At 70.7% G+C, this 20,545-nt stretch carries 18 protein-coding genes, 4 tRNA genes and 1 riboswitch; of the genes, 10 read left to right on the top strand and 12 right to left on the bottom strand.

Annotated elements, in window-relative coordinates; genetic code table 11:
• Positions 1–40: 40 nt before the first annotated feature.
• From ABZ470_RS13120 to ABZ470_RS13095, 6 genes are all read right to left on the bottom strand, one after another.
• A complete protein-coding gene (locus ABZ470_RS13120; RefSeq protein ID WP_352011604.1) occupies positions 41–928 on the bottom strand; it encodes a hypothetical protein in 888 nt (295 codons plus the stop codon).
• Between the two features lie 320 nt (positions 929–1,248).
• A tRNA-Val gene (locus ABZ470_RS13115) sits at positions 1,249–1,323 on the bottom strand.
• Positions 1,324–1,337: 14 nt separating this feature from the next.
• Positions 1,338–1,409: transfer RNA gene (locus ABZ470_RS13110), tRNA-Gly, on the bottom strand.
• Positions 1,410–1,486: 77 nt separating this feature from the next.
• Positions 1,487–1,557: transfer RNA gene (locus ABZ470_RS13105), tRNA-Cys, on the bottom strand.
• Positions 1,558–1,582: 25 nt separating this feature from the next.
• Positions 1,583–1,654: transfer RNA gene (locus tag ABZ470_RS13100), tRNA-Gly, on the bottom strand.
• A gap of 90 nt (positions 1,655–1,744) precedes the next feature.
• The gene (locus ABZ470_RS13095; protein ID WP_362911464.1) at positions 1,745–3,649 is read right to left on the bottom strand and encodes an N-acetylmuramoyl-L-alanine amidase; all 1,905 of its coding nucleotides are present in this window, start codon (positions 3,647–3,649) and stop codon (positions 1,745–1,747) included.
• Between the two features lie 153 nt (positions 3,650–3,802).
• Between ABZ470_RS13095 and ABZ470_RS13090 the strand changes: the two genes are divergently transcribed.
• The 6 genes from ABZ470_RS13090 to ABZ470_RS13065 all read left to right on the top strand — a co-directional run bounded on the left by ABZ470_RS13090 (position 3,803) and on the right by ABZ470_RS13065 (position 11,718).
• Positions 3,803–4,078: a hypothetical protein gene (locus ABZ470_RS13090; RefSeq protein ID WP_352011606.1), complete on the top strand. Its 276-nt coding sequence runs from the start codon at positions 3,803–3,805 to the stop codon at positions 4,076–4,078.
• Between the two features lie 11 nt (positions 4,079–4,089).
• Positions 4,090–5,910, top strand: coding sequence for a glutamine--fructose-6-phosphate transaminase (isomerizing) (glmS, locus tag ABZ470_RS13085; RefSeq protein ID WP_352011607.1), 1,821 nt, complete (start codon positions 4,090–4,092; stop codon positions 5,908–5,910).
• 91 nt (positions 5,911–6,001) lie between these two features.
• Positions 6,002–7,021 (top strand): tripartite tricarboxylate transporter substrate-binding protein, encoded by a 1,020-nt coding sequence (locus tag ABZ470_RS13080; protein ID WP_362911463.1) that lies wholly within the window; start codon positions 6,002–6,004, stop codon positions 7,019–7,021.
• Positions 7,022–7,025: 4 nt separating this feature from the next.
• A riboswitch (cobalamin riboswitch) is annotated at positions 7,026–7,226 on the top strand.
• Positions 7,227–7,376: 150 nt separating this feature from the next.
• Positions 7,377–9,608 (top strand): ribonucleoside-diphosphate reductase subunit alpha, encoded by a 2,232-nt coding sequence (locus ABZ470_RS13075; protein WP_362911462.1) that lies wholly within the window; start codon positions 7,377–7,379, stop codon positions 9,606–9,608.
• Between the two features lie 34 nt (positions 9,609–9,642).
• Positions 9,643–10,638: a ribonucleotide-diphosphate reductase subunit beta gene (locus tag ABZ470_RS13070; RefSeq protein WP_352011610.1), complete on the top strand. Its 996-nt coding sequence runs from the start codon at positions 9,643–9,645 to the stop codon at positions 10,636–10,638.
• Positions 10,639–10,698: 60 nt separating this feature from the next.
• Positions 10,699–11,718 carry a mechanosensitive ion channel domain-containing protein gene (locus tag ABZ470_RS13065; protein WP_352011611.1) on the top strand — a complete coding sequence of 340 codons (1,020 nt, stop codon included), beginning with the start codon at positions 10,699–10,701 and terminating at the stop codon, positions 11,716–11,718.
• A 25-nt stretch (positions 11,719–11,743) separates the two neighbouring features.
• Here ABZ470_RS13065 and ABZ470_RS13060 read toward each other — a convergent pair whose 3' ends face one another.
• Positions 11,744–13,315, bottom strand: coding sequence for a hypothetical protein (locus ABZ470_RS13060; protein WP_362911461.1), 1,572 nt, complete (start codon positions 13,313–13,315; stop codon positions 11,744–11,746).
• Between the two features lie 62 nt (positions 13,316–13,377).
• Here ABZ470_RS13060 and ABZ470_RS13055 point away from each other — a divergent pair, with 62 nt between their 5' ends.
• Positions 13,378–14,145, top strand: coding sequence for an enoyl-CoA hydratase-related protein (locus ABZ470_RS13055; RefSeq protein ID WP_362911460.1), 768 nt, complete (start codon positions 13,378–13,380; stop codon positions 14,143–14,145).
• A gap of 7 nt (positions 14,146–14,152) precedes the next feature.
• Here ABZ470_RS13055 and ABZ470_RS13050 read toward each other — a convergent pair whose 3' ends face one another.
• Both ABZ470_RS13050 and ABZ470_RS13045 read right to left on the bottom strand, forming a co-directional pair.
• Entirely contained in the window at positions 14,153–14,527 is a 375-nt protein-coding gene (locus ABZ470_RS13050) for a VOC family protein (protein ID WP_362911459.1), read from the bottom strand.
• A 19-nt stretch (positions 14,528–14,546) separates the two neighbouring features.
• A complete protein-coding gene (locus tag ABZ470_RS13045; RefSeq protein ID WP_362911458.1) occupies positions 14,547–15,176 on the bottom strand; it encodes a TetR/AcrR family transcriptional regulator in 630 nt (209 codons plus the stop codon).
• Positions 15,177–15,424: 248 nt separating this feature from the next.
• Between ABZ470_RS13045 and ABZ470_RS13040 the strand changes: the two genes are divergently transcribed.
• Positions 15,425–16,000, top strand: coding sequence for a hypothetical protein (locus tag ABZ470_RS13040; RefSeq protein ID WP_362911457.1), 576 nt, complete (start codon positions 15,425–15,427; stop codon positions 15,998–16,000).
• A gap of 41 nt (positions 16,001–16,041) precedes the next feature.
• Here the strand turns inward: ABZ470_RS13040 and glgC are convergent, their stop codons facing one another.
• A complete protein-coding gene (glgC, locus tag ABZ470_RS13035; protein ID WP_352011617.1) occupies positions 16,042–17,292 on the bottom strand; it encodes a glucose-1-phosphate adenylyltransferase in 1,251 nt (416 codons plus the stop codon).
• 25 nt (positions 17,293–17,317) lie between these two features.
• Between glgC and glgA the strand changes: the two genes are divergently transcribed.
• Entirely contained in the window at positions 17,318–18,502 is a 1,185-nt protein-coding gene (gene glgA, locus ABZ470_RS13030; RefSeq protein WP_352011618.1) for a glycogen synthase, read from the top strand.
• Positions 18,503–18,521: 19 nt separating this feature from the next.
• Here glgA and ABZ470_RS13025 read toward each other — a convergent pair whose 3' ends face one another.
• Entirely contained in the window at positions 18,522–18,890 is a 369-nt protein-coding gene (locus tag ABZ470_RS13025) for a PH domain-containing protein (RefSeq protein ID WP_362911456.1), read from the bottom strand.
• Positions 18,891–18,987: 97 nt separating this feature from the next.
• Between ABZ470_RS13025 and pgeF the strand changes: the two genes are divergently transcribed.
• The gene (pgeF, locus tag ABZ470_RS13020) at positions 18,988–19,674 is read left to right on the top strand and encodes a peptidoglycan editing factor PgeF (protein WP_352011731.1); all 687 of its coding nucleotides are present in this window, start codon (positions 18,988–18,990) and stop codon (positions 19,672–19,674) included.
• Between the two features lie 23 nt (positions 19,675–19,697).
• Here pgeF and ABZ470_RS13015 read toward each other — a convergent pair whose 3' ends face one another.
• Positions 19,698–20,513, bottom strand: coding sequence for a hypothetical protein (locus ABZ470_RS13015; protein WP_362911455.1), 816 nt, complete (start codon positions 20,511–20,513; stop codon positions 19,698–19,700).
• Positions 20,514–20,545 lie beyond the last annotated feature (32 nt).

Raw genomic sequence — 20,545 nt, 5'->3', positions numbered from 1 at the left:
AAAAGGTACCCATCCGGCGGGAGGGGATACCGATTCAGGGTCAACGGGAGAGGGGGCCGTCGAGGTAACGGAACGCCTCGTGGGCGGAGCGGAGACTGTCCCGCAGGGCACGCCGCAACTGCTCGGCGTCCTCGCTGAGGTTGCCGATCTCCGGGGCGAGGAACCGGGCGGCGCCCGTCTCGGCGACCAGTTGCTCGTACTCGGGAAGCTGCGCGCGCAGCACCTCGATCTGCCCCTGGGAGACGAGGGCGTGGTCGGCCTGCGTCACGTGGGCGGCGTACCGTTCGAGCGCCTCGACCCGCGCGACGACGGCCGCCTCGCTGGCCGCGAGGGCCCGCTCCATCGGCGCCATGGCGGCGGCGACCTCGGGGGTCCTGCCGCCCCTGGCCATGTGACGGTGCCTGGCCCGCAGCTCCGACAGCTTGGTCAGCAGCCGGGCGATCTGCCACTCCTCCGCCGGGAGCATCACCGCGTTGCGCACGCTGTCGAGCATGCCCATGACGTTGACCCGGGAGCGCAGGATGTGGTCGATCGCCCGCTGCGCCCGGCCGAGCAGTTCCCTGGCGCCGTAGTCGAAGTCCTCAAGGATCAGGTAGCCCCCCCGGTAGTGCCGGGCGTGCCGGTACAGGACGCGCTCGACCGAGTCGGCGGGGGCGGGCTTCGTCGCCAGGTAGATGACACCCAGGACGGTCAGGCAGATGACGGCGGCGGTGATGGAGAAGGCCAGCGGGACCCCGACGAGCAGCGTGCCGCCCAGCCCCGCCAGCATCGTGGCACCGAAGGTGGCCACGATCACCGCCGGGACGCGTGCGGCGCCGTCCGGTTCGGGATTCCAGCCGGATCTGAACCGGGAGAGCAGGCGTCCGTTCCGGCGCATGAGGCTGGCGACTTCGGCCGGTACCTCCGGATCGACCACCACGCGATGCACAGGCTCGCCCCTTCCACCACGGCTGACGAACGTGGCAATCAACCGTTTTTTGCATTATGTGTCCCTCTATGGTGCCTCCTCAGCGGTAAGAACCGCGTGTGAAACGTGACGTTGAGTTTTCGATCAACGCGGCGGGGACCTCCAGGACCACCGCAGACCCCTGCCGCCGGCTGCTCAGACGACCCCGGGCACCTGCCCTCGGGTTCCAGGTTCCGGGTCGTCGCCCGCCTCGCCGTACCCGGCCGCGTGAACGACCGTGAGTCTGCGCACATGGGAAACGAAAAACCCCGGACCCTTGGCGGGCCGGGGTTTCGTTGTCGTGGTGGACGATACAGGGATTGAACCTGTGACCTCTTCCGTGTCAGGGAAGCGCTCTCCCGCTGAGCTAATCGTCCTCGGGAAACATCAGAGCGGAAGACGGGATTCGAACCCGCGACCCTCACCTTGGCAAGGTGATGCTCTACCACTGAGCCACTTCCGCACAACCGCCTCGGGTCTCCCCTCGGCCGCACTCGCGCTACCTTATCGGATGCCGGAGCCCCCGACGTCGGTGCACTGAGGTGGAGACGGGATTTGAACCCGTGTACACGGCTTTGCAGGCCGTTGCCTCGCCTCTCGGCCACTCCACCAGTCAGGCCCTCGCGGACCTGCCGGAGCGGAAGACGGGATTCGAACCCGCGACCCTCACCTTGGCAAGGTGATGCTCTACCACTGAGCCACTTCCGCGTGTCGCCCGGAACGATGTCCGGTGCACGGGAAAACTCTAGCGCCTCCGGCGGGCGGATGCGCGCAACCGAGGCGGTGTGCGGAAGATCGTCATGGTGAGATCACCTGGACGTCGGAGGCGCGGACGAACATCACCCGGTGGCCGAACTGGATCTGCCGGTAGCGCGCGTCCCCCGTGACGACCCGGTGCCGAACCGCGGCCGTGGCGGAAGAACGCAGGTAGGAGCCCCTCGTCGTCAGCCCCAGACTGTAGAACTGCCCGGCGGGCAGGGAGTACTGCAACGGGACGAGGCGTTGCGCGGACACACCCCTGGGATAGGCGGAGCGCTCGGGATAGGCCCTGCCGTACAGCCTGACGGAGGAGCGGCCGGGTTTCGGGGTCACCAGGCCTCCCGAGGCGGGCACCGAGGCCGGTTCGCCGGCGGGGTCGTGGAACCAGGCCTTCTGGCCCAGATACCAGATGGCCGTCCAGTCGCCCTCGCGGCCCGCCAGGGCGTAGCGCTGACCGGTGGAGGCGCGGGCCGCGTGGTCGTAGACGTTGTAGGTCGAGTCGCCGCCGGGGTGCCTGCCGACGTCCCTGACCAGCGGCGCCTCATCGGAGGGGGCGCTGTACAGCCAGACCGAGGCCGCGCTCGCGGGCATGCACTCCCCGGAGGGGAGACAGCCGGTGAAGTAGGGCTGGTTGAGGACGTAGTCGGGCTTGATCATCACCGAGCGCGCGTCCTGGTCCCCGGAGGCGGTCAGCGGCTGGCCGAGCAGTTCGAAGTAGTGGGCCCAGTCCCAGTAGGGGCCGGGGTCCTGGTGCATGCCGCGGACGGTCTCCGGGGTGGTGCCCGGCACGTTGTCGTGGCCGAGGATGTGCGCCCGGTCGAGGGGGATGTCGTAACGCCCGGCGAGATGGGCCACCAGCCTGGCCGAGGCCTGGTACATCGCCTCGGTGAACCAGGCGCCCTTGGCGAGGTAGCCCTCGTGCTCGATGCCGATCGAGCGGGAGTTGAAGTACCAGTTGCCCGCGTGCCAGCCGATGTCGTCGGGCCTCAGGTGCTGGGCGATGTGCCCGTCGCCGGAGCGCACGGTGTAGTGCCAGCTCAGGTAGTCGGGGTTCCTGACGAGCCTGGTCATCGCGTCGTAGGAGGTCTCCCCGTCGTGGATGACGATGTAGTCGACCTGGCGACGGCCGTCGTAGCGGTCGTGGTTGCCGTGCCCGCCGTTCCTCGTGCGCCGGTAGGCGGCGGGAACCCACTCGCAGGAGACCTCCGGGGGGCAGTCGGGCGTCACGGTGCCGGACGCGCGGCGCAGCCCGGGTGTCCCCGTCCCGGCCGGTCCCAGGCCGGGCGCGGGCGGCAGGACGATCCGCTCGCCGCTGTCGGTCACGCGGGAGACCCCGGCGCGCATCGTCGCGTAGACCGCGTCGGCGAAGGCCCGCCCTGCCCCGGTCTCACCGGGTCCCGCGTACCGCGCGACCGCGGCGTACCAACCGGCCGCTCCGGCGTCCGGCCTGCCTCCGGAGCGCCGCTGGTGGTCGGCGAGCAGCGCCGCCCCGGCCCGGATGTTGGCGGCCGGGTCCGCGCGCAGCAGGCCGGGGTCGATCCCGGTCAGTTCGGCGGCCCGGCGCAGGGTGTCCTCGGGCGGCGCGGACGCCACGTCCCGGGTCCCGACCCGGTACGGCCTGCTCTCGTCGCCCCGGGGGTCGCCCTCGGCGTCCCGGTGGACGCCGCTTCCTGTGAAGGCCCGGCCGTCGACCAGGTGCATGGGGCCGTAGCCGCCCGCGACACTGGGCAGCCGGCCGTTGACGTCCCAGCGGGACTCCAGGTAGGACACGGCCAGCAGCACGTTCTCCGGCACGCCGTACTCTCCGGCCGCCCGGGTGAAGGCCTCCCGCAGGCTCGCGGGGGCGGCAGGGGACGCGGAGCCGTACGGCGGGGGCTGCCAGGCGGGTGCCGGAGCCGCCACTGAGAGGGCGGCGACGATCGATATCCCCGGCAGACGGCGCATGAGGTTCCCTTCCGGCGTGATCACTACCCAGAGTTATGGGTGGTCGCGGACCGTCTTATGGCCGGGCGGAGGGAGATCCACGGCAATCTTTCCTGCCCGGAATCGGGCAGAAAACTTGGTAAACGCCAACATGGCTGCGTATGGTCCTCCTCTGTGTCGACGGCATGGCATCCCCACGAGGACCTCATCGCCCACCTGACCCGGACGAGCGCGCTCGGTCCGGGAGAGGCCGCGAGGGTGGTGGCGGACGTGCTGGCCTACTTCTCCGAGCCCACCGAGGAGTTCGTCCGGCGGCGTCACGCCGAGCTCAAGTCCAGGGGGCTGGTCAACGACGCGATCTTTCCCAGGATCGCCGCCGAGCTGAGCTCCCGCCGTGTCGCCGCACCGGAACTGTCCCTGCGCCAGTTGCGCCGGATCGTCTACGGGTAAGGAGCGGTCAGATGTGCGGAATCGTGGCCTACGTGGGGCCGAAGGACGCGGCCCCCATCCTGCTTGAGGGCCTGCAGCGCCTTGAGTACCGCGGTTACGACTCGGCCGGCGTGGTGGTCTCCAACAGAGGCCTGAAGATGCGCAAGGTCAAGGGCAGGGTCGCCGACCTGGCGGCCGTAATGCCCGCCAGGTTCAAGGGAACCCTGGGCATCGGGCACACCCGCTGGGCGACCCACGGCGCGCCCAGCGACGTCAACGCCCACCCGCACCTGTCCGCCGACGAGCGCGTCGCCGTCGTGCACAACGGCATCATCGAGAACGCCGACGAGCTGCGGGCCAAGCTGGAGGCCGACGGCGCGGTCTTCCTGTCGGAGACCGACACCGAGGTGCTCGCCCACCTGATCGCCCGCACCGTCGAGGACACCGACTCGCTGGCGGAGGCGGTCCGCGCCGCGCTCAAGCGGGTCGTCGGCACCTACGGCGTCGCGGTGGTCGACGCCCGGCGCCCCGGCGAGGTGGTCGTGGCGCGCAACGGCAGCCCGATCGTGCTGGGCATCGGCGAGAAGGAGATGTTCGCCGCCTCGGACGTGGCCGCGCTGGTCCGCTACACCCGCCAGGTGGTGCACCTGGAGGACGGCGAGCTCGCGGTGCTGAAGGCCGACGGCTTCAACACCTTCTCCAGCGACGCGCGGGAGACGGCCAAGGAGCCGCTGACGGTCGACTGGGAGGCCGGGCACTACGACACCGGCGGCTACGAGCACTACCTGCTCAAGGAGATCTCCGAGCAGCCGGAGACGGTCGCCAGGACGTTGCGCGGGCGCCTCGACGACCGCTTCCACATCGCCCATCTGGGCGGGCTCAACATGGACGCGCGGGAGAGCCGCTCCTTCCGCCGGGTGAAGATCATCGGATGCGGCTCGGCCTACTACTCGGGCCAGATCGGCGCCCAGCTCATCGAGGAGCTGGCGCGCATCCCGTCGGACGCCGAGCCCGCCAGCGAGTTCCGCTACCGCAGCCCGGTCGTCGAGCCGGACACCCTCTACGTGGCGATCAGCCAGTCGGGGGAGACCTACGACACCCTGGCCGCCGTCCAGGAGCTCAAGCGCAAGGGCGGCCGGGTGCTCGGCATCGTCAACACCGTCGGCAGCGCCATCGCCAGGGAGGTCGACGGCGGTCTCTACCTGCACGCGGGCCCCGAGGTCTCGGTGGCGAGCACCAAGGCCTTCACCTCGACCGCGGTCGCCTTCGCGCTGCTCGCCCTGCACCTGGGAAGGGTGCGCGACCTGTCGCCCGCCGACGGCCGGCGCATCGTGGAGGGCCTTCGCGCGCTGCCCGGCCAGATCGGGGAGATCCTCGCCCTCGAACCCCGGATCAAGGAGCTGGCCGGCAAGTACGCCGGCTCGCCGAGCATGATGTTCGTCGGCAGGGTCAGGGGATACCCGGTGGCCAGGGAGGGCGCGCAGAAGCTCAAGGAGGTCTCCTACGTGCACGCCGAGGCCTACCCGGCCAGCGAGCTCAAGCACGGGCCGCTGGCGCTGATCGGCCCGGAGATGCCGACCGTGGCGGTCGTCCCCGACGACGAGCTGCTGGACAAGAACCTCACCACGCTGGGGGAGATCCGCGCGCGCGGTGGGCGGGTGCTCATGGTCGGGCACCGCGAGGCCGATCCCCGGCTGGCCGACGACTGCCTGGTGGTGCCCAGGAACGAGATCGAGCTCGACCCGATCCTGCTGTCGATCCCGCTGCAGCTGTTCGCCTACCACGCGGCCGTCGCGCTCGGCCGCGACGTGGACAAGCCGCGCAACCTCGCCAAGAGCGTCACCGTGGAGTGAGCGCCTGATGCCCCAATTGCGGTGCAGAGAGTGACATATCTGCAACGTAGGGTATCGAGAGATCTGGGGGATCTCGGCGGAAGGGACGCTTATGCACCGTAGGCGATTCCTCGCGCTCGCGCTGGGGGTCATGGTCGCCGGGGGCTGCGGTGACATGGGAGGCCCCGGTGCGGGGTGGGCGCGCAGGCTGACCATCGTCGCGCCGGTCGTCCGCGGGCGGCGCTGGGACCAGGCCGCCCACGCGCTGGCCGCGATCCTGACCGGCGAGAGGATGGCCGGTGCGGTCGAGGTGAGCGGCGCGGGCGCCCAGGGGATGGCCGCCCTGACCGCGTTCGCCGCCGTCGGGGGTCCCTTCGCGCGCGAGGGCCGGGTGTTCCTGGCGGGCGTGCCGATGCTGGCGGGCGGCGAGACCGCCGACGCGGACTCCGTGCTGGCGGCCTCGACCCCGCTGGCCAGGCTGGCCGGAGACTGGTCCGTCCTGGCCGTCTCCCCGAACTCCCTGCTGCGGACCTTCGAGGACTTCGTCGCGGCGCTGCGCCGCGACCCGGCGCGGCTGGTGGTCGGGGGAGGGGCCGAGGGCGGCTCCGACCACGTGCTCTACGGCATGATCGGCAAGTGCCTCGGCGTCGACGTCAGGCTGATGGAGTACGCGGGCTACCCGACCGAGTCGGAGGCCGTCGAGGCGCTGCACGAGGGGCGGGTGGCCGCGCTCCTCGGCTCGGCCGGCTCCCTCCTGCCGAAGATCGCCACGGGCCGGCTGATGCCGCTCGCGGTCTCCTCGGGGGAGCGGATCGACGGCATCGACGCGCCGACGCTGATGGAGCGGGAGGTGCGCCTGGAGTACGCCGACTGGTGCGGGGTGCTCGGTCCCCGGGCCATGAGCCCCGGCGACCGGGACGGGGCGGTCGCCCTGTGCGACCGGATCGACGCCTCGCCCCGATGGCAGGCCGTGTGCGCGGCCAACGGCTGGCACCGGGCGTACCTGAGCGGTGACGACTTCCGCCGGTGGCTGGTCACGGAGACCCGCCGTACCCGCGCGGTGCTCAACGAGCTCGGGTTGCTGAGCATCCCCGACACAAACTGTTGGGGTGGTTGCGTCAGGCGGCACTAGATGTAGGATCCTGGTCGTCGCTGGTTCGCCCACGAGGGCGAGGCAACAGGGAACCCGGTGAGAGACCGGGACTGCCCCGCAGCGGTGAACGGGAACGAAAGCCGTCAACTGAGCACTGGGTGAACCACGCCCGGGAAGCGACGGCCGGTAGGAGCGCGCGTCACGCCCGTGAGTCCGAAGACCTGCCCGCGGTGTGTGGAGAGGGGACCGACCAGGTCCCCGCTCGGCACGAGAGTTGTCCAGGGCTTCGAGGGAGAGCCGCGGGACGAGGCGGTCCGGCGTGCCCGGGAGCCGCCCGTTGACGCGCGCCCTGCTCCGTGAGCCGTACGGGGATTACCTGCACGAGGGGTGGCACGTGACACAGACCTTGGCCGAGAAGGCGGAGAAGACCGGGCACTCGCCGGACGATCGCAGGCGGGCGATCGAGGAGGCCGCGGCCCGGGTGATCACCGACCCGGAGAACTCCAGAGCCGCCGCCAGGCTGCTGACCGGCCTGATCGCCGAGGAGGCCGCCGAGCACGGCGTCACGACCTTCTCCGAGTCGATCGCCGCGACCCACGGCGCGGGGCTCCTGCAGGACGGGCTGGCCGCCTTCGTCGCCGCCAACGCCGCCGCCCTCGACGCGCTGGTCGACCCGGCCGCCGACGACAGGTTCGAGTACTTCGGGCTGCGCACCGTCTACGACCGCTACCTGCTGCGCCACCCGAGCACCCGCAAGGTCCTCGAACGCCCCCAGCACTTCCTGCTGCGCGTGGCCTGCGGTCTGTCGGAGACGGTCGAGGAGGCCGCCGAACTGTACGGGCTCATGGCCACCCTGTCCTACCTGCCCAGTTCGCCCACCCTGTTCAACTCCGGTTCCCGCAGGCCCCAGCTGTCCTCCTGCTTCCTGCTCGACTCCCCGAGGGACGAGCTAGAGGCCATCTACCAGCGCTACGGCCAGGTCGCCCGCCTGTCGAAGTACGCCGGGGGCATCGGCATCGCCTGGACCCGGGTCCGCTCGCGCGGCTCGCTGATCCGCGGCACCAACGGCCACTCGAACGGCATCGTGCCGTGGCTGCGCACCCTCGACTCCAGCGTCGCCGCCGTCAACCAGGGCGGCCGTCGCAAGGGCGCGGCCTGCGTCTACCTGGAGCCCTGGCACGCCGACATCGAGGAGTTCCTCGAACTGCGCGACAACACCGGCGAGGAGGCGCGCCGTACGCACAATCTGAACCTCGCCAACTGGATCCCCGACGAGTTCATGCGGCGGGTCGAGGCCGACGAGATGTGGTCGCTGTTCGACCCCAAGGAGGTCCCGCACCTCACCGACCTGTACGGCGAGGCGTTCGAGGAGGCCTACCGCAGGGCGGAGGCCGAGGGCGGGTTCGTCAGGCAGGTCCCGGCCCGTGCCCTGTACGGCCGCATGATGCGCACGCTCGCCCAGACCGGCAACGGCTGGATGACCTTCAAGGACGCCTCGAACCGGACCTCGAACCAGACGGCCCGTCCGGGCAACGTCATCCACCTGTCGAACCTGTGCACCGAGATCCTGGAGGTCACCAGCGACGCGGAGACCGCCGTCTGCAACCTCGGCTCGATCAACCTGGCGGCCCACCTCACCGCGGACGGTGTGGACTGGGAGCGGCTGCGCCGTACGGCTCGCACCGCGGTCAGGTTCCTGGACAGGACCATCGACCTGGGCTTCTACCCGACGCCCGAGGCCCGCGCGGCCAACGAGCGCTGGCGGCCCGTCGGGCTGGGCGTGATGGGGCTGGCCGACGTCTTCTTCGCGCTGCGGCTGCCGTTCGACTCGCCGCGGGCGCTTGAGCTGTCGACCCGGATCGCCGAGGAGATCGCGCTGGCCGCCTACGCCACCTCCAGCGACCTGGCCGCCGAGCGGGGGCGCCACCCCTCCTACGGGGACACCCGCGCCGCCGACGGCGTGCTGCACCCCGACCACTACGGGGCCGCCCGTTCGGCGGAGTGGACGGCGCTCAGGGAGCGGATCGCCGTGACCGGCCTGCGCAACTCGCTGATGATCGCGATCGCCCCCACGGCCACCATCGCCTCCATCGCGGGCTGCTACGAGTGCATCGAGCCCCAGGTGTCGAACGTCTTCAAGCGCGAGACCCTCTCCGGGGAGTTCCTCCAGGTCAACCGCTATCTGGTCGCCGACCTCACGGCCCGGGGCCTGTGGACCCCGCAGATCAGGGACGCGATCAAGCGGGCGGACGGCTCAATCCAGGACGTCCCGGGCATCCCCGACGACCTCAGGACGCTCTACCGGACCGCGTGGGAGCTGCCGCAGAAGGCGCTGATCGACCTGGCCGCGGCGCGCGCGCCGTACATCGACCAGTCGCAGTCGCTCAACCTGTTCATGGCGACCCCGACCATCGGCAAGCTCTCCTCGATGTACGCCTACGCCTGGCGCTCGGGCCTGAAGACCACCTACTACCTGCGCTCCCGTCCGGCCACCCGCATCGCGCAGACCACCGTGTCAGCCACTGTGTCAGCCACTGTGCCGGCCACCGCGGCACAGTCGCTCCCCGAGCAGGACGTGATCGCCTGCTCGCTGGAGAACCCCGAGTACTGCGACGCCTGCCAGTAGGCCCCGTGACCCAAGCCGAAAGGTCATTCTCCGAATGCTGCTCGACCCCGGTATGAACCTCACCCTGCGCCCCATGCGCTACCCGGACTTCTACGAACGCTACCGGGCGGCCATCCGCAACACCTGGACCGTCGAGGAGGTGGACCTCAACTCCGACGTGGCGGACCTGGCCAGGATGACGCCGGAGGAGCGCCACCTGATCAACCGTCTCGTCGCGTTCTTCGCGACCGGTGACTCGATCGTGGCCAACAACCTGGTGCTCAACCTCTACCAGCACGTCAACGCCCCCGAGGCGCGCCTGTACCTCAGCAGGCAGCTCTACGAGGAGGCGGTGCACGTCCAGTTCTACCTGACGCTGCTCGACACCTACCTGCCCGACCACGAGGAGCGGGCCAGGGCCTTCGCCGCGATCGAGCACATCCCCTCGATCAGGGACAAGGCCGAGTTCTGCTTCCGGTGGATCGACTCGCTCGGCGGGCTGACCAGCCTGCGGACGCGGGACGACCGGCGGGCGTTCCTGCTCAACCTGATCTGCTTCGCCGCGTGCATCGAGGGCCTGTTCTTCTACGGGGCCTTCGCCTACGTCTACTGGTTCCGCTCGCGGGGCCTGCTCGGCGGCCTGGCCACCGGGACCAACTGGGTCTTCCGCGACGAGTCCATGCACATGGAGTTCGCCTTCTCCGTGGTGGACACCGTACGGGCCGAGGAACCCGGGCTGTTCGACGACGAGCTCGGCGCCCAGGTCACCCGGATGCTGGAGGAGGCGGTCGCGGCGGAGCTGGCCTTCGCCGAGGACCTGTGCGGCGAGGGCCGGTCCGGCATGGACCCCGGCCAGATGCGGCAGTACCTCGAATACGTGGCCGACCAGCGGCTGACCCGGCTCGGGCTGCCCGTCCGGTACGGCACCGCCAACCCCTTCGCGTTCATGGAGCTGCAGGACGTCCAGGAACTCGCGAACTTCTTCGAGCGGAGAGTTTCGGCCTATCAGATAGCAGTTGAGGGAACTGTCGCTTTTGACGAGGCCTTCTGAATAGGCCGCGCGTCCCGGGGCATCCACCCGGCAAGCGACCGTCAGGGGGGAAGAGCGTCCGTGTCCAGATGGATCATCCTGATCGCCTCGATGCTGGCCGCCGTCGCCTGCGTGGAGATGGTACGGCGGGCACTGCGCTGGAGGCTGATCGGCGAGCGGTGGGTCCTGGCCGGGCCGCTCGTGCGCCGCTGTACCTGGCCCGCCTTCGCCCTGGCGGTCGTGGCGACCGCCAACACGCTCTACCTTCCCGGCATGGCCAAGGGGACGGTCGACGAAGCGATCGAGCGGACGATCACCCTTTTCATGATCGGATGCGTCACCTGGCTGGCCATCCAGGCCGCCTACGCGGTCACCGACGTGGTCCTCGACCGCCTGGTCAGCGTCGAGGGGGAGCGTAACCGGCGGGCCAGGAGGATCCGCACCCAGATCTCCCTGGTCCGCCGGGTCGCCTCAGCGGTGGTCGTCCTGCTGGCGCTGGGCGCCATGCTGTTCACCTTCCCGCAGGTACGCGCGCTCGGCGCCGGACTGCTCGCCTCGGCGGGCATCGCGGGCGTCGTCGTCGGCATCGCCGCCCAGTCGATGCTGGGCAACCTGCTGGCCGGCCTGCAACTGGTCTTCAGCGACGCGCTCAGACTCGACGACGTGGTGGTCGTGCAGGGGGAGTGGGGGCGGATCGAGGAGCTCAGCCTCACCTACGTGGTGCTGCGCCTGTGGGACGAACGCAGGCTGGTGCTCCCGGTCTCCTACTTCACCACCAACCCGTTCGAGAACTGGACCAGGCACACCAGCCGGGTGATCGGCGCGGTGATGCTCAGGATCGACTGGACCGTCCCCGTCGAGGAACTGCGCGTCGAGCTCTACCGGGCCCTGCGCGAGCACCCGCTGTGGGACCAGAAGGACTGGACCCTCCAGGTCACCGACACCCTGCCGAACGGGCTGCTCGAAGTGCGGGCGCTGATGAGCGCCGCCGACTCGCCGAGCGCCTTCGACCTCAAGTGCGACATGCGCGAGCACCTGGTGAGATACGTCAGGGAGAAGTACCCGGAGGCGCTGCCCAGGCTCCGGGTGGACATGGCCTGACCCCGGCGCGCTCAGGACGGCCCGCTCAGGACGACGGGCCTGGACGCAGCACCCGGGCCGTGCCCGCGATCAGGGCGGTGGCCAGGATCCAGCCCGAGGCGATCAGCGTCCAGGCCAGCCACCGCGTCCAGCCGGTCGGGTCCCACGCCCCCCGCTGCTCGAAGACGCTCACCGGGGCCAGCAGGTCCAGCGTGTAGACGAACGGCTGGAAGACCCTGATCTCCTCCGGGTCGATCTGCGTCGGGGGGACCGCGGCGAAGACCCCGGTGCCCGCGGCCAGCAGCACCGCGACCCACAGCCCGGCGAGCCAGGGGCGGTAGCCGTACCCGACGACGAGGTCGAGCAGCCTGCCCCAGATCCGGCCCGCGGGCCTGAGCGTACGGCGGCGCCGCCGTTGCTTGGCCAGCAGCACCCGCCGGGCGTCCTGCTCGTGGCCGATCCGGCGGAACCACGCCGCCAGCTGCTCGTACGGCTGCGGACGGTAGCCGTAGGAGTCCTTGTCCACCCAGACCAGGCGGTCGTTGACGCTCCAGGCCGAGCCGCGCAGCGCCTCGTAGACGAGCCCGTTGAGGTACACCGCGCCCGGATAGTCCGCCGGGGCGTCGAGCAGCACGCCGATACGGGAGTAGGCGAGGTTGACCTCGCCCTCGATGGAGTCGGGCCGCAGGATCAGCTCGTCCATCTGGGCGTGACTCAGGTGCAGCACCCGGCCGGGAGCCCGCAGCGTCGACCCGTCGAAGGACAGGACGCCGTTGACGCGCGAGTTGCGCATCCTGATCGTGCCGGTCGCCTGGAAACCACGGCTCAGCTCGGCGGCCCCCGCCTCCATGAAGTCGGCCTGGATCGCGTAGGGGCCCGTCGCGGTGATGACCGACCGCTGCAGGTAGATGCCACCCCGGAACTTCGCGCCGATGATCCGCAGGCCGCCGTTGACCCGCATGTCCCGCATGAACGCCCCGCCCTCGACGGTCATGCCGCCCGCCCACAGCGCCCACTGCCCGTGGCGGTGACCCCGCTCCCTGAGCTCCTCCTCCGACATCCTCCTGCGCACGTCCCGGACCGCGTTGTCGGACGCCTCGGCGGTCTCCTCGGCGCTCACCCGTAGCCCCGCGAACCGGACCTGTCCCTTGACCTGGGCGTTGTCCAGCCGGATACCGCCGTGGACGGTCGATCCGTCGAAGTCGAGCATGGCGTTGACCGTGCACCCGGCCGCCCGGATCCGCGCTATCTCGCACCCGCGCAGCCGTACGCCGACGGCGATCGTGTCGGTCATGGAGACGCCCCCGGGCAGGTAGCAGTTGACCATGTGCAGCTTGCCGGTCAACGTGGCGTCGGCGAGGTCGAGCACACCGGTGACGTGGGCGCCCGCCAGCCGCAGCCCGGCGCTCCTGCCCGACTCCGGCGGCCGCGCGCCCCGCAGCAGCGCCGCGACGACCTCCGCCCTGACCGTCCGCTCCGGTCCCCATCCGGGGCCGTTGGCCGGGTCGTCGGCCTGGTCGTCCCCGCTGCGCAGATCGACCCAGGAACCCGAGGGGTAGGCGTCCCAGATGCGGCGCTCGGCGGAGTTCATCCTCGGGAAGGGGGGCTTCAGCCGCATCCGGCCTCTCAGGTTCGGGGGTGCCTCGGCGCTGTGTGAAATGTCCAGGAAGAATCTATCTCGTGGAGATCTTTAATGGTTTCGAATTGTCCGTCGACGGCGATGTCGCGACCCTGCGGATCAACCGTCCCGCCAAGCGCAACGCGATGACCGCGGCGATGTGGCGGACGCTGCCCACGATCCTGGCCTCGCCGGCCACCGATCCGGCCGTGCGCGTCCTCGTCCTCACCGGCGCGGGCGGCACCTTCTGCTCGGGGGCGGACATCTCCGAGATCGCCGGGCTGGCCGAGGCGGGCGACGACACCGGCCTGACCGTCGTCGCCGAGGAGGCCCTGGCGGGCTTCCCCAAACCGACGATCGCGATGGTCGAGGGCTTCTGTGTGGGCGGGGGCTGCCAGCTCGCCATGGCCTGCGACCTGCGCCTGGCCGCCGACGACGCCCGTTTCGGGATCACCCCGGCCAGGCTCGGCGTCGTCTACCCGCTGAGCGCGACCCGCCGCCTGGTCGGCCTCGTCGGTCCCTCGGCCGCCAAGCTCCTGCTCTACTCGGCCGACCTCGTCGACGCCGCGACCGCGCTGCGTACCGGCCTGGTCGACGAGGTCCACCCGCCCCGCGAACTCGGGGAACGCGTGTACGGCCTGGCACGTACCTTCGCGGGACGCTCCCAGCTCACCCTGGCCGCCACGAAGGAGATCATCGGCGACATCGTCGAGGGAGGCGACGCCGAGACACGCGTACGCGACTGGCAGCGGCGTTCCGGCGCGGAACGGGCCGAGGGGGTCGCCGCCTTCCTGGAGGGAAGGCCCGCCCGCTTTCCGTGGCGCCGGTGACTCCCGCTCACTCGGGGGACATGACCTCGAAGAGGTGACCGTTCTCGTCCCTGAAGAACAGCCCGCGAGGGCAGAGCGGATGGTCGACGCGGCCGTTGTCCGGGGCGTCGGGGCGGCTGCCGTACGGCACGCCTCCGGCGCGCAGCCGGGCCAGGACGCCGTCGAAGGTCGCCGGGTCCACCTCGAAGGCGAGATGGACCGCGTGAGGCTCCTCGACCGTCATGTAGTCGAGGGTGAGGGAGTCGTTGACCCGCACCGGGACGAAGTGGCCGCGCGAGCCCGTGGGCGGCAGGCACTCCAGCCCCATGACGTCGGCGAGGAAGCGGGCGGCCCGTCCGTTGTCCGCGGCGGGGACGATGGTGTGGTTCAGGGTGACGGTCATGACTGTCCTTTCGCCTCGGTCAATTCAGGATTCCGTGGACGAACACGTCCACGATCTCGGCGACGCTCGGTTCGACGTCGGCGGCCGAACCGCGGGCGCCGGCGAACGTCAGGCTGAGGAAGAGCGCCGCCAGCCGCTCCGGGGGCAGCCTCAGCCGGTCGCCCTCGGGTTCGAACAGCTCGGTCAGGGCGTCGCGGGTCGCCTTGAACGAGGCGGCGCGGTCGGACGGGGCTCCGGCTCCCTCCTCCTGCGTGCGGGATCCGCGTGAGCGGCGCCCCGAGGCGTGCAGGGCGCCCAGGACCGTGCCGATCCGCGCCATGTGCGCCCGCATGGCCTCGGCCGCCTCGGTCAGCCGCTCGGTCAGCGGCTGGTCGAGGGGGACGGAGGCGAGTTGTTCGAGCACGTGGTCGGGGCGCAGCACCTCCACGACGCAGGCGTCGAGCAACTCCTCCTTGTCGGTGAAGGCCCTGAAGACGGTGGCCTCGCCGATTCCGGCCGCCCTGGCGATCTGCGCGGTGGTGACGGCGGCGCCGTACTCCGCGACGAGGGGGAGCGCGGCCATGACGATCATCTCCCGGCGGCGTTCCTGGCTCATGCCCGGAGCACGCCGCCGGGCCGGGTCGGGTGTCGTGTTCTCTTTGGGTCTCATGCCTTTCATGATGCGGAGTGAGTACTCACTCCGTCAACGGAAATATTGAGATCCCTGGCACCGGGTGCCCTGAAATATGTCATTTTCGCAGGTCAGAACGCTGGGAAAAAAGAGGAAGGTTCTTTGGCGAAGTGGCCGCGGAGTGCCCTCAGGAGGGGCCAAGCTGAGACCCGCGAGGACTCACCCCCCGCGTTCCCCCTCTCGCCGGCGTGGCCTGACTACGCTGGACCACGACGTACGGAGCCCCCATGCTCACCCCCACCATCGAGGACCGGGTCACCCGCCTGGAGGAGGATTGCATCGTGCTCGGCACCAGATGCGGACAGCAGGCCTCGGTGCGGGCCTACGAGGCGCTGACGCTCGTCTACACGAAGCTCGACGTGCTGACCGACCGGGTCGACCTGCTGGCCGACGGGCTCAAGCAGGTCGGGCGGGTCGAGCGGCGGGTCGAGCAGGTCAACGCCAAGGTGGACCTGCTCCGCGACGAGGTGCGCGAGCGCTTCGACGCCGTCGACCGGCGCTTCACCGCGATCGACGAGCGTTTCGCGGCCGTCGACGGGCGCCTCGACGCCATCGACAGGAGGTTCGAGGCCGTTGACGAGCGCTTCGACGCCATGGACCGGCGGTTTGAGGCCATTGATCGGCGGTTCGAGATGATCGACGAGCGGTTCGAGGCCATGGACAAGAGGTTCGAGGCGCTCGACGGGCGTCTTGATGTGATGGACCGGCGCTTCGACCGGCTGGAGGAGCGGATGGACGAGATGGCGGTGACCAGCGCCGCCATGTTCCAGGCCATCCTCGACCGGCTTCCCGCCCCGGCCTGACCGAAGGACCGTCCCGCGCGCCGTCCGACGGCGCGCGGACACTAACGTTCGATGACCTCGTTCTTGCCGATGACCACGATGCCGTTCTGGGTCACCGCGAAGCGGCTGCGGTCGTATTCGAGGTCGAAGCCGATCCTGGCGCCGTCCGGGATGACCACGTTCTTGTCGATGATGGCCCTGCGGACGACGGCGCCCCGCCCGACCTTCACGTTGCCCATCAGCACCGAGTCCTCGACCCTGGAGTGGGAGTGCATCACCACGCCGGGGGACAGGACGGAACGCTCGGCCAGGCCGCCGGAGACGATCACACCGGCGGAGACGAGCGAGTCCACGGCCCGCCCGATCCGGTCGCCGTCGTTGTGCACGAACTTGGCCGGGGGCAGCGGATCGTGGCCGGTGTAGATCGGCCACTGGGTGTTGTAGAGATTGAAGACCGGGTGCGCCGAGATGAGGTCCATGTGGGCCTCGTAGTAGGCGTCCAGGGTCCCCACGTCCCGCCAGTAGCCCTTGTCCCGGTCGGTCGAGCCGGGCACGACGTTGTCGGCGAAGTCGTAGACCTCGGCGCTGCCCGACTTCACCATCATCGGGATGATGTTCCCGCCCAGGTCGTGTTTGCTGGTGGGGTCGAGCGCGTCCTCCCGCAGCGCGTCGAGCATCGCCTGGGTTCTGAAGACGTAGTTGCCCATCGAGGCGTACACCTGGTCGGGCGCGTCGGGAAGGCCGACGGCGTCCTTGGGCTTCTCCCGGAAGGCGGCGATCTTCCGGCCCGCCGGGTCCGTCTCGATCACGCCGAACTGGTCGGCCAGTGAGAGGGGCTGCCTGATCGCGGCGACCGTCACCTCCGCGCCGGAGTCGACGTGCTGGGCCACCATCTGGCGGGGGTCCATCCGGTAGATGTGGTCGGCGCCGAACACGATGACGTGCTCGGGCATCTCGTCGTAGACCAGGTTCAGGTTCTGGAACAGCGCGTCGGCGGAACCGGAGAACCAGTGCGGGCCGAGGCGCTGCTGGGCGGGCACCGGGGTCACGTAGTTGCCCAGCATCGACGTCAGCCGCCAGGTCTGGGAGATGTGCCGGTCGAGACTGTGGTTCTTGTACTGCGTCAGCACCACGATCTGCAGGTAGTTGCCGTTGGCCAGGTTCGACAGGACGAAGTCGACGAGCCGATATATCCCCCCGAAAGGTACTGCGGGCTTGGCCCGGTCAGCCGTCAGCGGCATCAGCCGTTTACCTTCACCACCGGCGAGCACGATCGCGAGGACTCTCATATGCAGGACCCTAACCTGACGCACTGGGATGAAACACTAGGGTGATCGCATGCGCGTTGATCTGCTGAGCCGTGAGTATCCGCCCGAGGTGTACGGCGGGGCGGGGGTTCACGTCGAGTACCTCGCCCGTGAGCTGCGCCGGCTTGCGGACGTCCGCGTCCGGTGTTTCGGTCCGCCTCGTCCCGAGGAGGGGGTCACGGGTTACCGGGTTCCCGAGGGGCTCCAGGAGGCCAACGCCGCGCTGCGGGTGCTCGGCGTCGACCTGGAGATGGCGGCGGGCTGCGCGGGCGCCGACCTGGTGCACAGCCACACGTGGTACGCCAACTTCGCCGGTCACGTCGCCAAGATGCTGTACGGCACGCCGCACGTGGTCACCACGCACAGCCTGGAGCCGCTGCGCCCGTGGAAGGCGGAGCAGCTCGGCGGCGGCTACACGCTGTCGTCGTGGGCCGAGCGCGGCGCGCTGGCGACCGCGGACGCGATCATCGCCGTCTCCGAGGGGATGCGCCGTGACGTGCTGGCCTGCTACCCGGAGATCCCGCCGGAGCGGGTCAGCGTGATCCACAACGGGATCGACACCGGCGAGTACGCCCCGGACCACGGCGTCGACGTGCTGGCCCGGCACGGGATCGACCCGGGCAGGCCGTACGTGGTCTTCGTCGGGCGGATCACCCGGCAGAAGGGACTGGTCCACCTGCTCCACGCGGCCAGGGAGTTCGACCCGGGGGCGCAGCTCGTGCTGTGCGCGGGCGCGCCGGACACCCCGGAGATCGCCGAGGAGGTCGCCGGGCTGGTGCGGGGGCTCGAACAGGAGCGGGAGGGCGTCGTGTGGATCTCGGAGATGCTGCCGCGTCCCGAGGTGATCCAGATCCTCACCCACGCCACGGTCTTCGTCTGCCCCTCGGTCTACGAGCCGATGGGCATCGTCAACCTGGAGGCCATGGCCTGCGAGACCGCCGTCGTCGCCACCGCGACCGGGGGCATCCCCGAGGTGGTCGCCGACGGTTCGACCGGCCTGCTGGTCCCGATCGCGCAGTCGGCCGCCGACGGCACCCCCGACGACCCCGAGCGGTTCGCCGCCGACCTCGCCGAACGGGTCAACCGGCTGCTCGCCGACCCCGCGCTGGCCGCCGAGCTGGGGGCCGCCGGGCGGGTCAGGGCCGTCGAGCACTTCTCCTGGCCCAGGATCGCCGAGCGGACCATGGATCTGTACCGCTCGCTCACCCGTCCCTGACCGCCGGCGCACCGGGGCCTCAGGACCCGGTGATGAAGTGCAGGATCACGTTGTGCGCGTGGTGGGCCTTCTCGTCGCCGCGGAACTCGACCTCGTAGGTGTGGGTTCCCACATGGACGGCGATGGCCCCGGAGGAGAAGAACGATCCGGCGAAGGACCGGTTGCTCACCACGCTCACCGCGGAGATCCTGGCGTAGGGGATGCTGGTGAGGGCCATCCGCTTGCCGACGAAGGACTTGTCCTGCACGATCACCCGCTTGTCGGTCAGGCCGAGAAAACCGGTGCCGGTGCCGATCGCGTCGTAGACGGCGATGATCTTTTCCCCCGGCAGCAGGCCGCTCTCGATCTGCTGCAGTTGTTCCTTCCGGTCATAGACGATCTTCGTCATCGGACTCCCGTTCCGTGGGGATGCGTCGTCCGGAGAAACGGACGGGACCGGGAGGGCGGTTCCATCGGTCGGTAAGGTCGGGGCCGTGAAATTTCAGATGAGGATCACCGACCGCCACGGCGGTGTCAGCGCGGAGCCGTACCACGGCCGCAATCTCGGCGGCCTGTGCGGCGACGACCCGGAGGCGGTGGCCGCCAACCGGGCCACGACGGCCGCGGAGTTCGGCCTCGAACGGGTCGTGTTCATGCGGCAGGTGCACAGCGCCGACGTCCGTCACGTGACCGAGCCCTTCGGGGACGATCCGCCGCCGCTGGACGGCGTGTGCACCGACGTTCCCGGCCTCGGCCTGGCGGCGTTGTGCGCGGACTGCGCCCCCGTCCTGCTGGCCGACCCGGTGGCGGGACTGGTCGGGGCCGCGCACTCGGGCAGGGTCGGCACCGTCCTCGGCGTCGTCCCGGCCCTGGTCGAGGAGATGGTCCGGCGGGGCGCCGACCCGGCGCGGATGACCGCTCTGATCGGCCCGATGGCCTGCGGCAGCTGCTACGAGGTGCCCGCGGCCCTGCGCGCCGAGGTCGCGGCCGTGCTGCCCGAGGCGTGGTCGATCACACGCGACGACACCCCCGCCCTCGACCTGCGCGCCGCGATCAACTCCCAGCTGGGCAAGGCCGGGGTGCGTGAGGTCACCCACGACACCCGCTGCACCATCGAGACCGAGGACCTGTTCTCCCACCGCAGGGACGGCAGGACCGGCCGCTTCGCCGGCTATGTCTGGCTGGAGCCCTGACCCGAGGGGAGAGGGCCCCGGCGTCAGCCCGCGGCCAGGACGCTCCCGTAGGCGCGGGCGGCCAGATCGGCGATGAGGCCGTGCGCGCCCAGCGGGGCGGCACACTCGGCGTCGATCCGCGCGGCGGTGGCGCCTGCGAGGTCCGCGCCGGCCTCGGGGCCGATGAGGCAGGGGGACAGCGCGATCCGCTGCGCGCCGATCCCGCGCAGCCGTGCCGCGGCGTCGGCGGCGTCGGGGGCGCTGTCCAGTGAGGCGACCAGGACGGGCAGCGTCAGCCGGGAGGCCAGCAGCACAGCGGTGGGCTGCGCCTCGGCCGCCGCGGCCTCCCCGCCGACCGTGGCCAGGATGACCGCGTCGACCGGGCTGGACACGTTGAGCAGCCGCATCCGGTCGGCCCTGGCGAGGTCCCGCTCCGCGAGGCGGATGTGCAGTGCCTCCGCCAGCAGCGGGTGCGGCCCCAGCGGCTCGGTGACCGTGACCGTGACCCCGCTGGCCGCGACCGCCCCGGCGATCAGCGGGTCGGCGACCGGGTGCGGGCCGGTCAGCAGCGGAACCACGACGGCGGCGGTGCCGTCCTGCGGCCGTTCCCGGCCGGAGTCCTCCAGCGCGGCGACCAGCTCCTTGCCGTCCTCGCCGAGACCGACGAGACGGACCTCGATCTGCGGGTTGTCCCCTCGGATCAGGGCGGTCAGTTCGGCGGCGACACCGGAGCCGTCACCGAGCGTGGCCAGCACCAGCGCGGGTGCCTCCGGCGGAAGGTGGGAGGGCACGGGTCTGCGGTGCCTGCCTGACGGCCGCACGGCGCGCCCGCGTACGGGGAGGATGGAACTCTCACTCACATGCGCGGACTCTAGGCCCATTTCACGCTTTC

Origin of the sequence: Streptosporangium sp. NPDC020072, from assembly GCF_040631445.1 — a bacterium.
In the GTDB taxonomy this organism is placed as follows: Bacteria; Actinomycetota; Actinomycetes; order Streptosporangiales; family Streptosporangiaceae; genus Streptosporangium.
The sequence above is the reverse complement of the archived record's forward strand: the minus strand, read 5'-3'. Positions and strand labels throughout refer to the sequence as shown.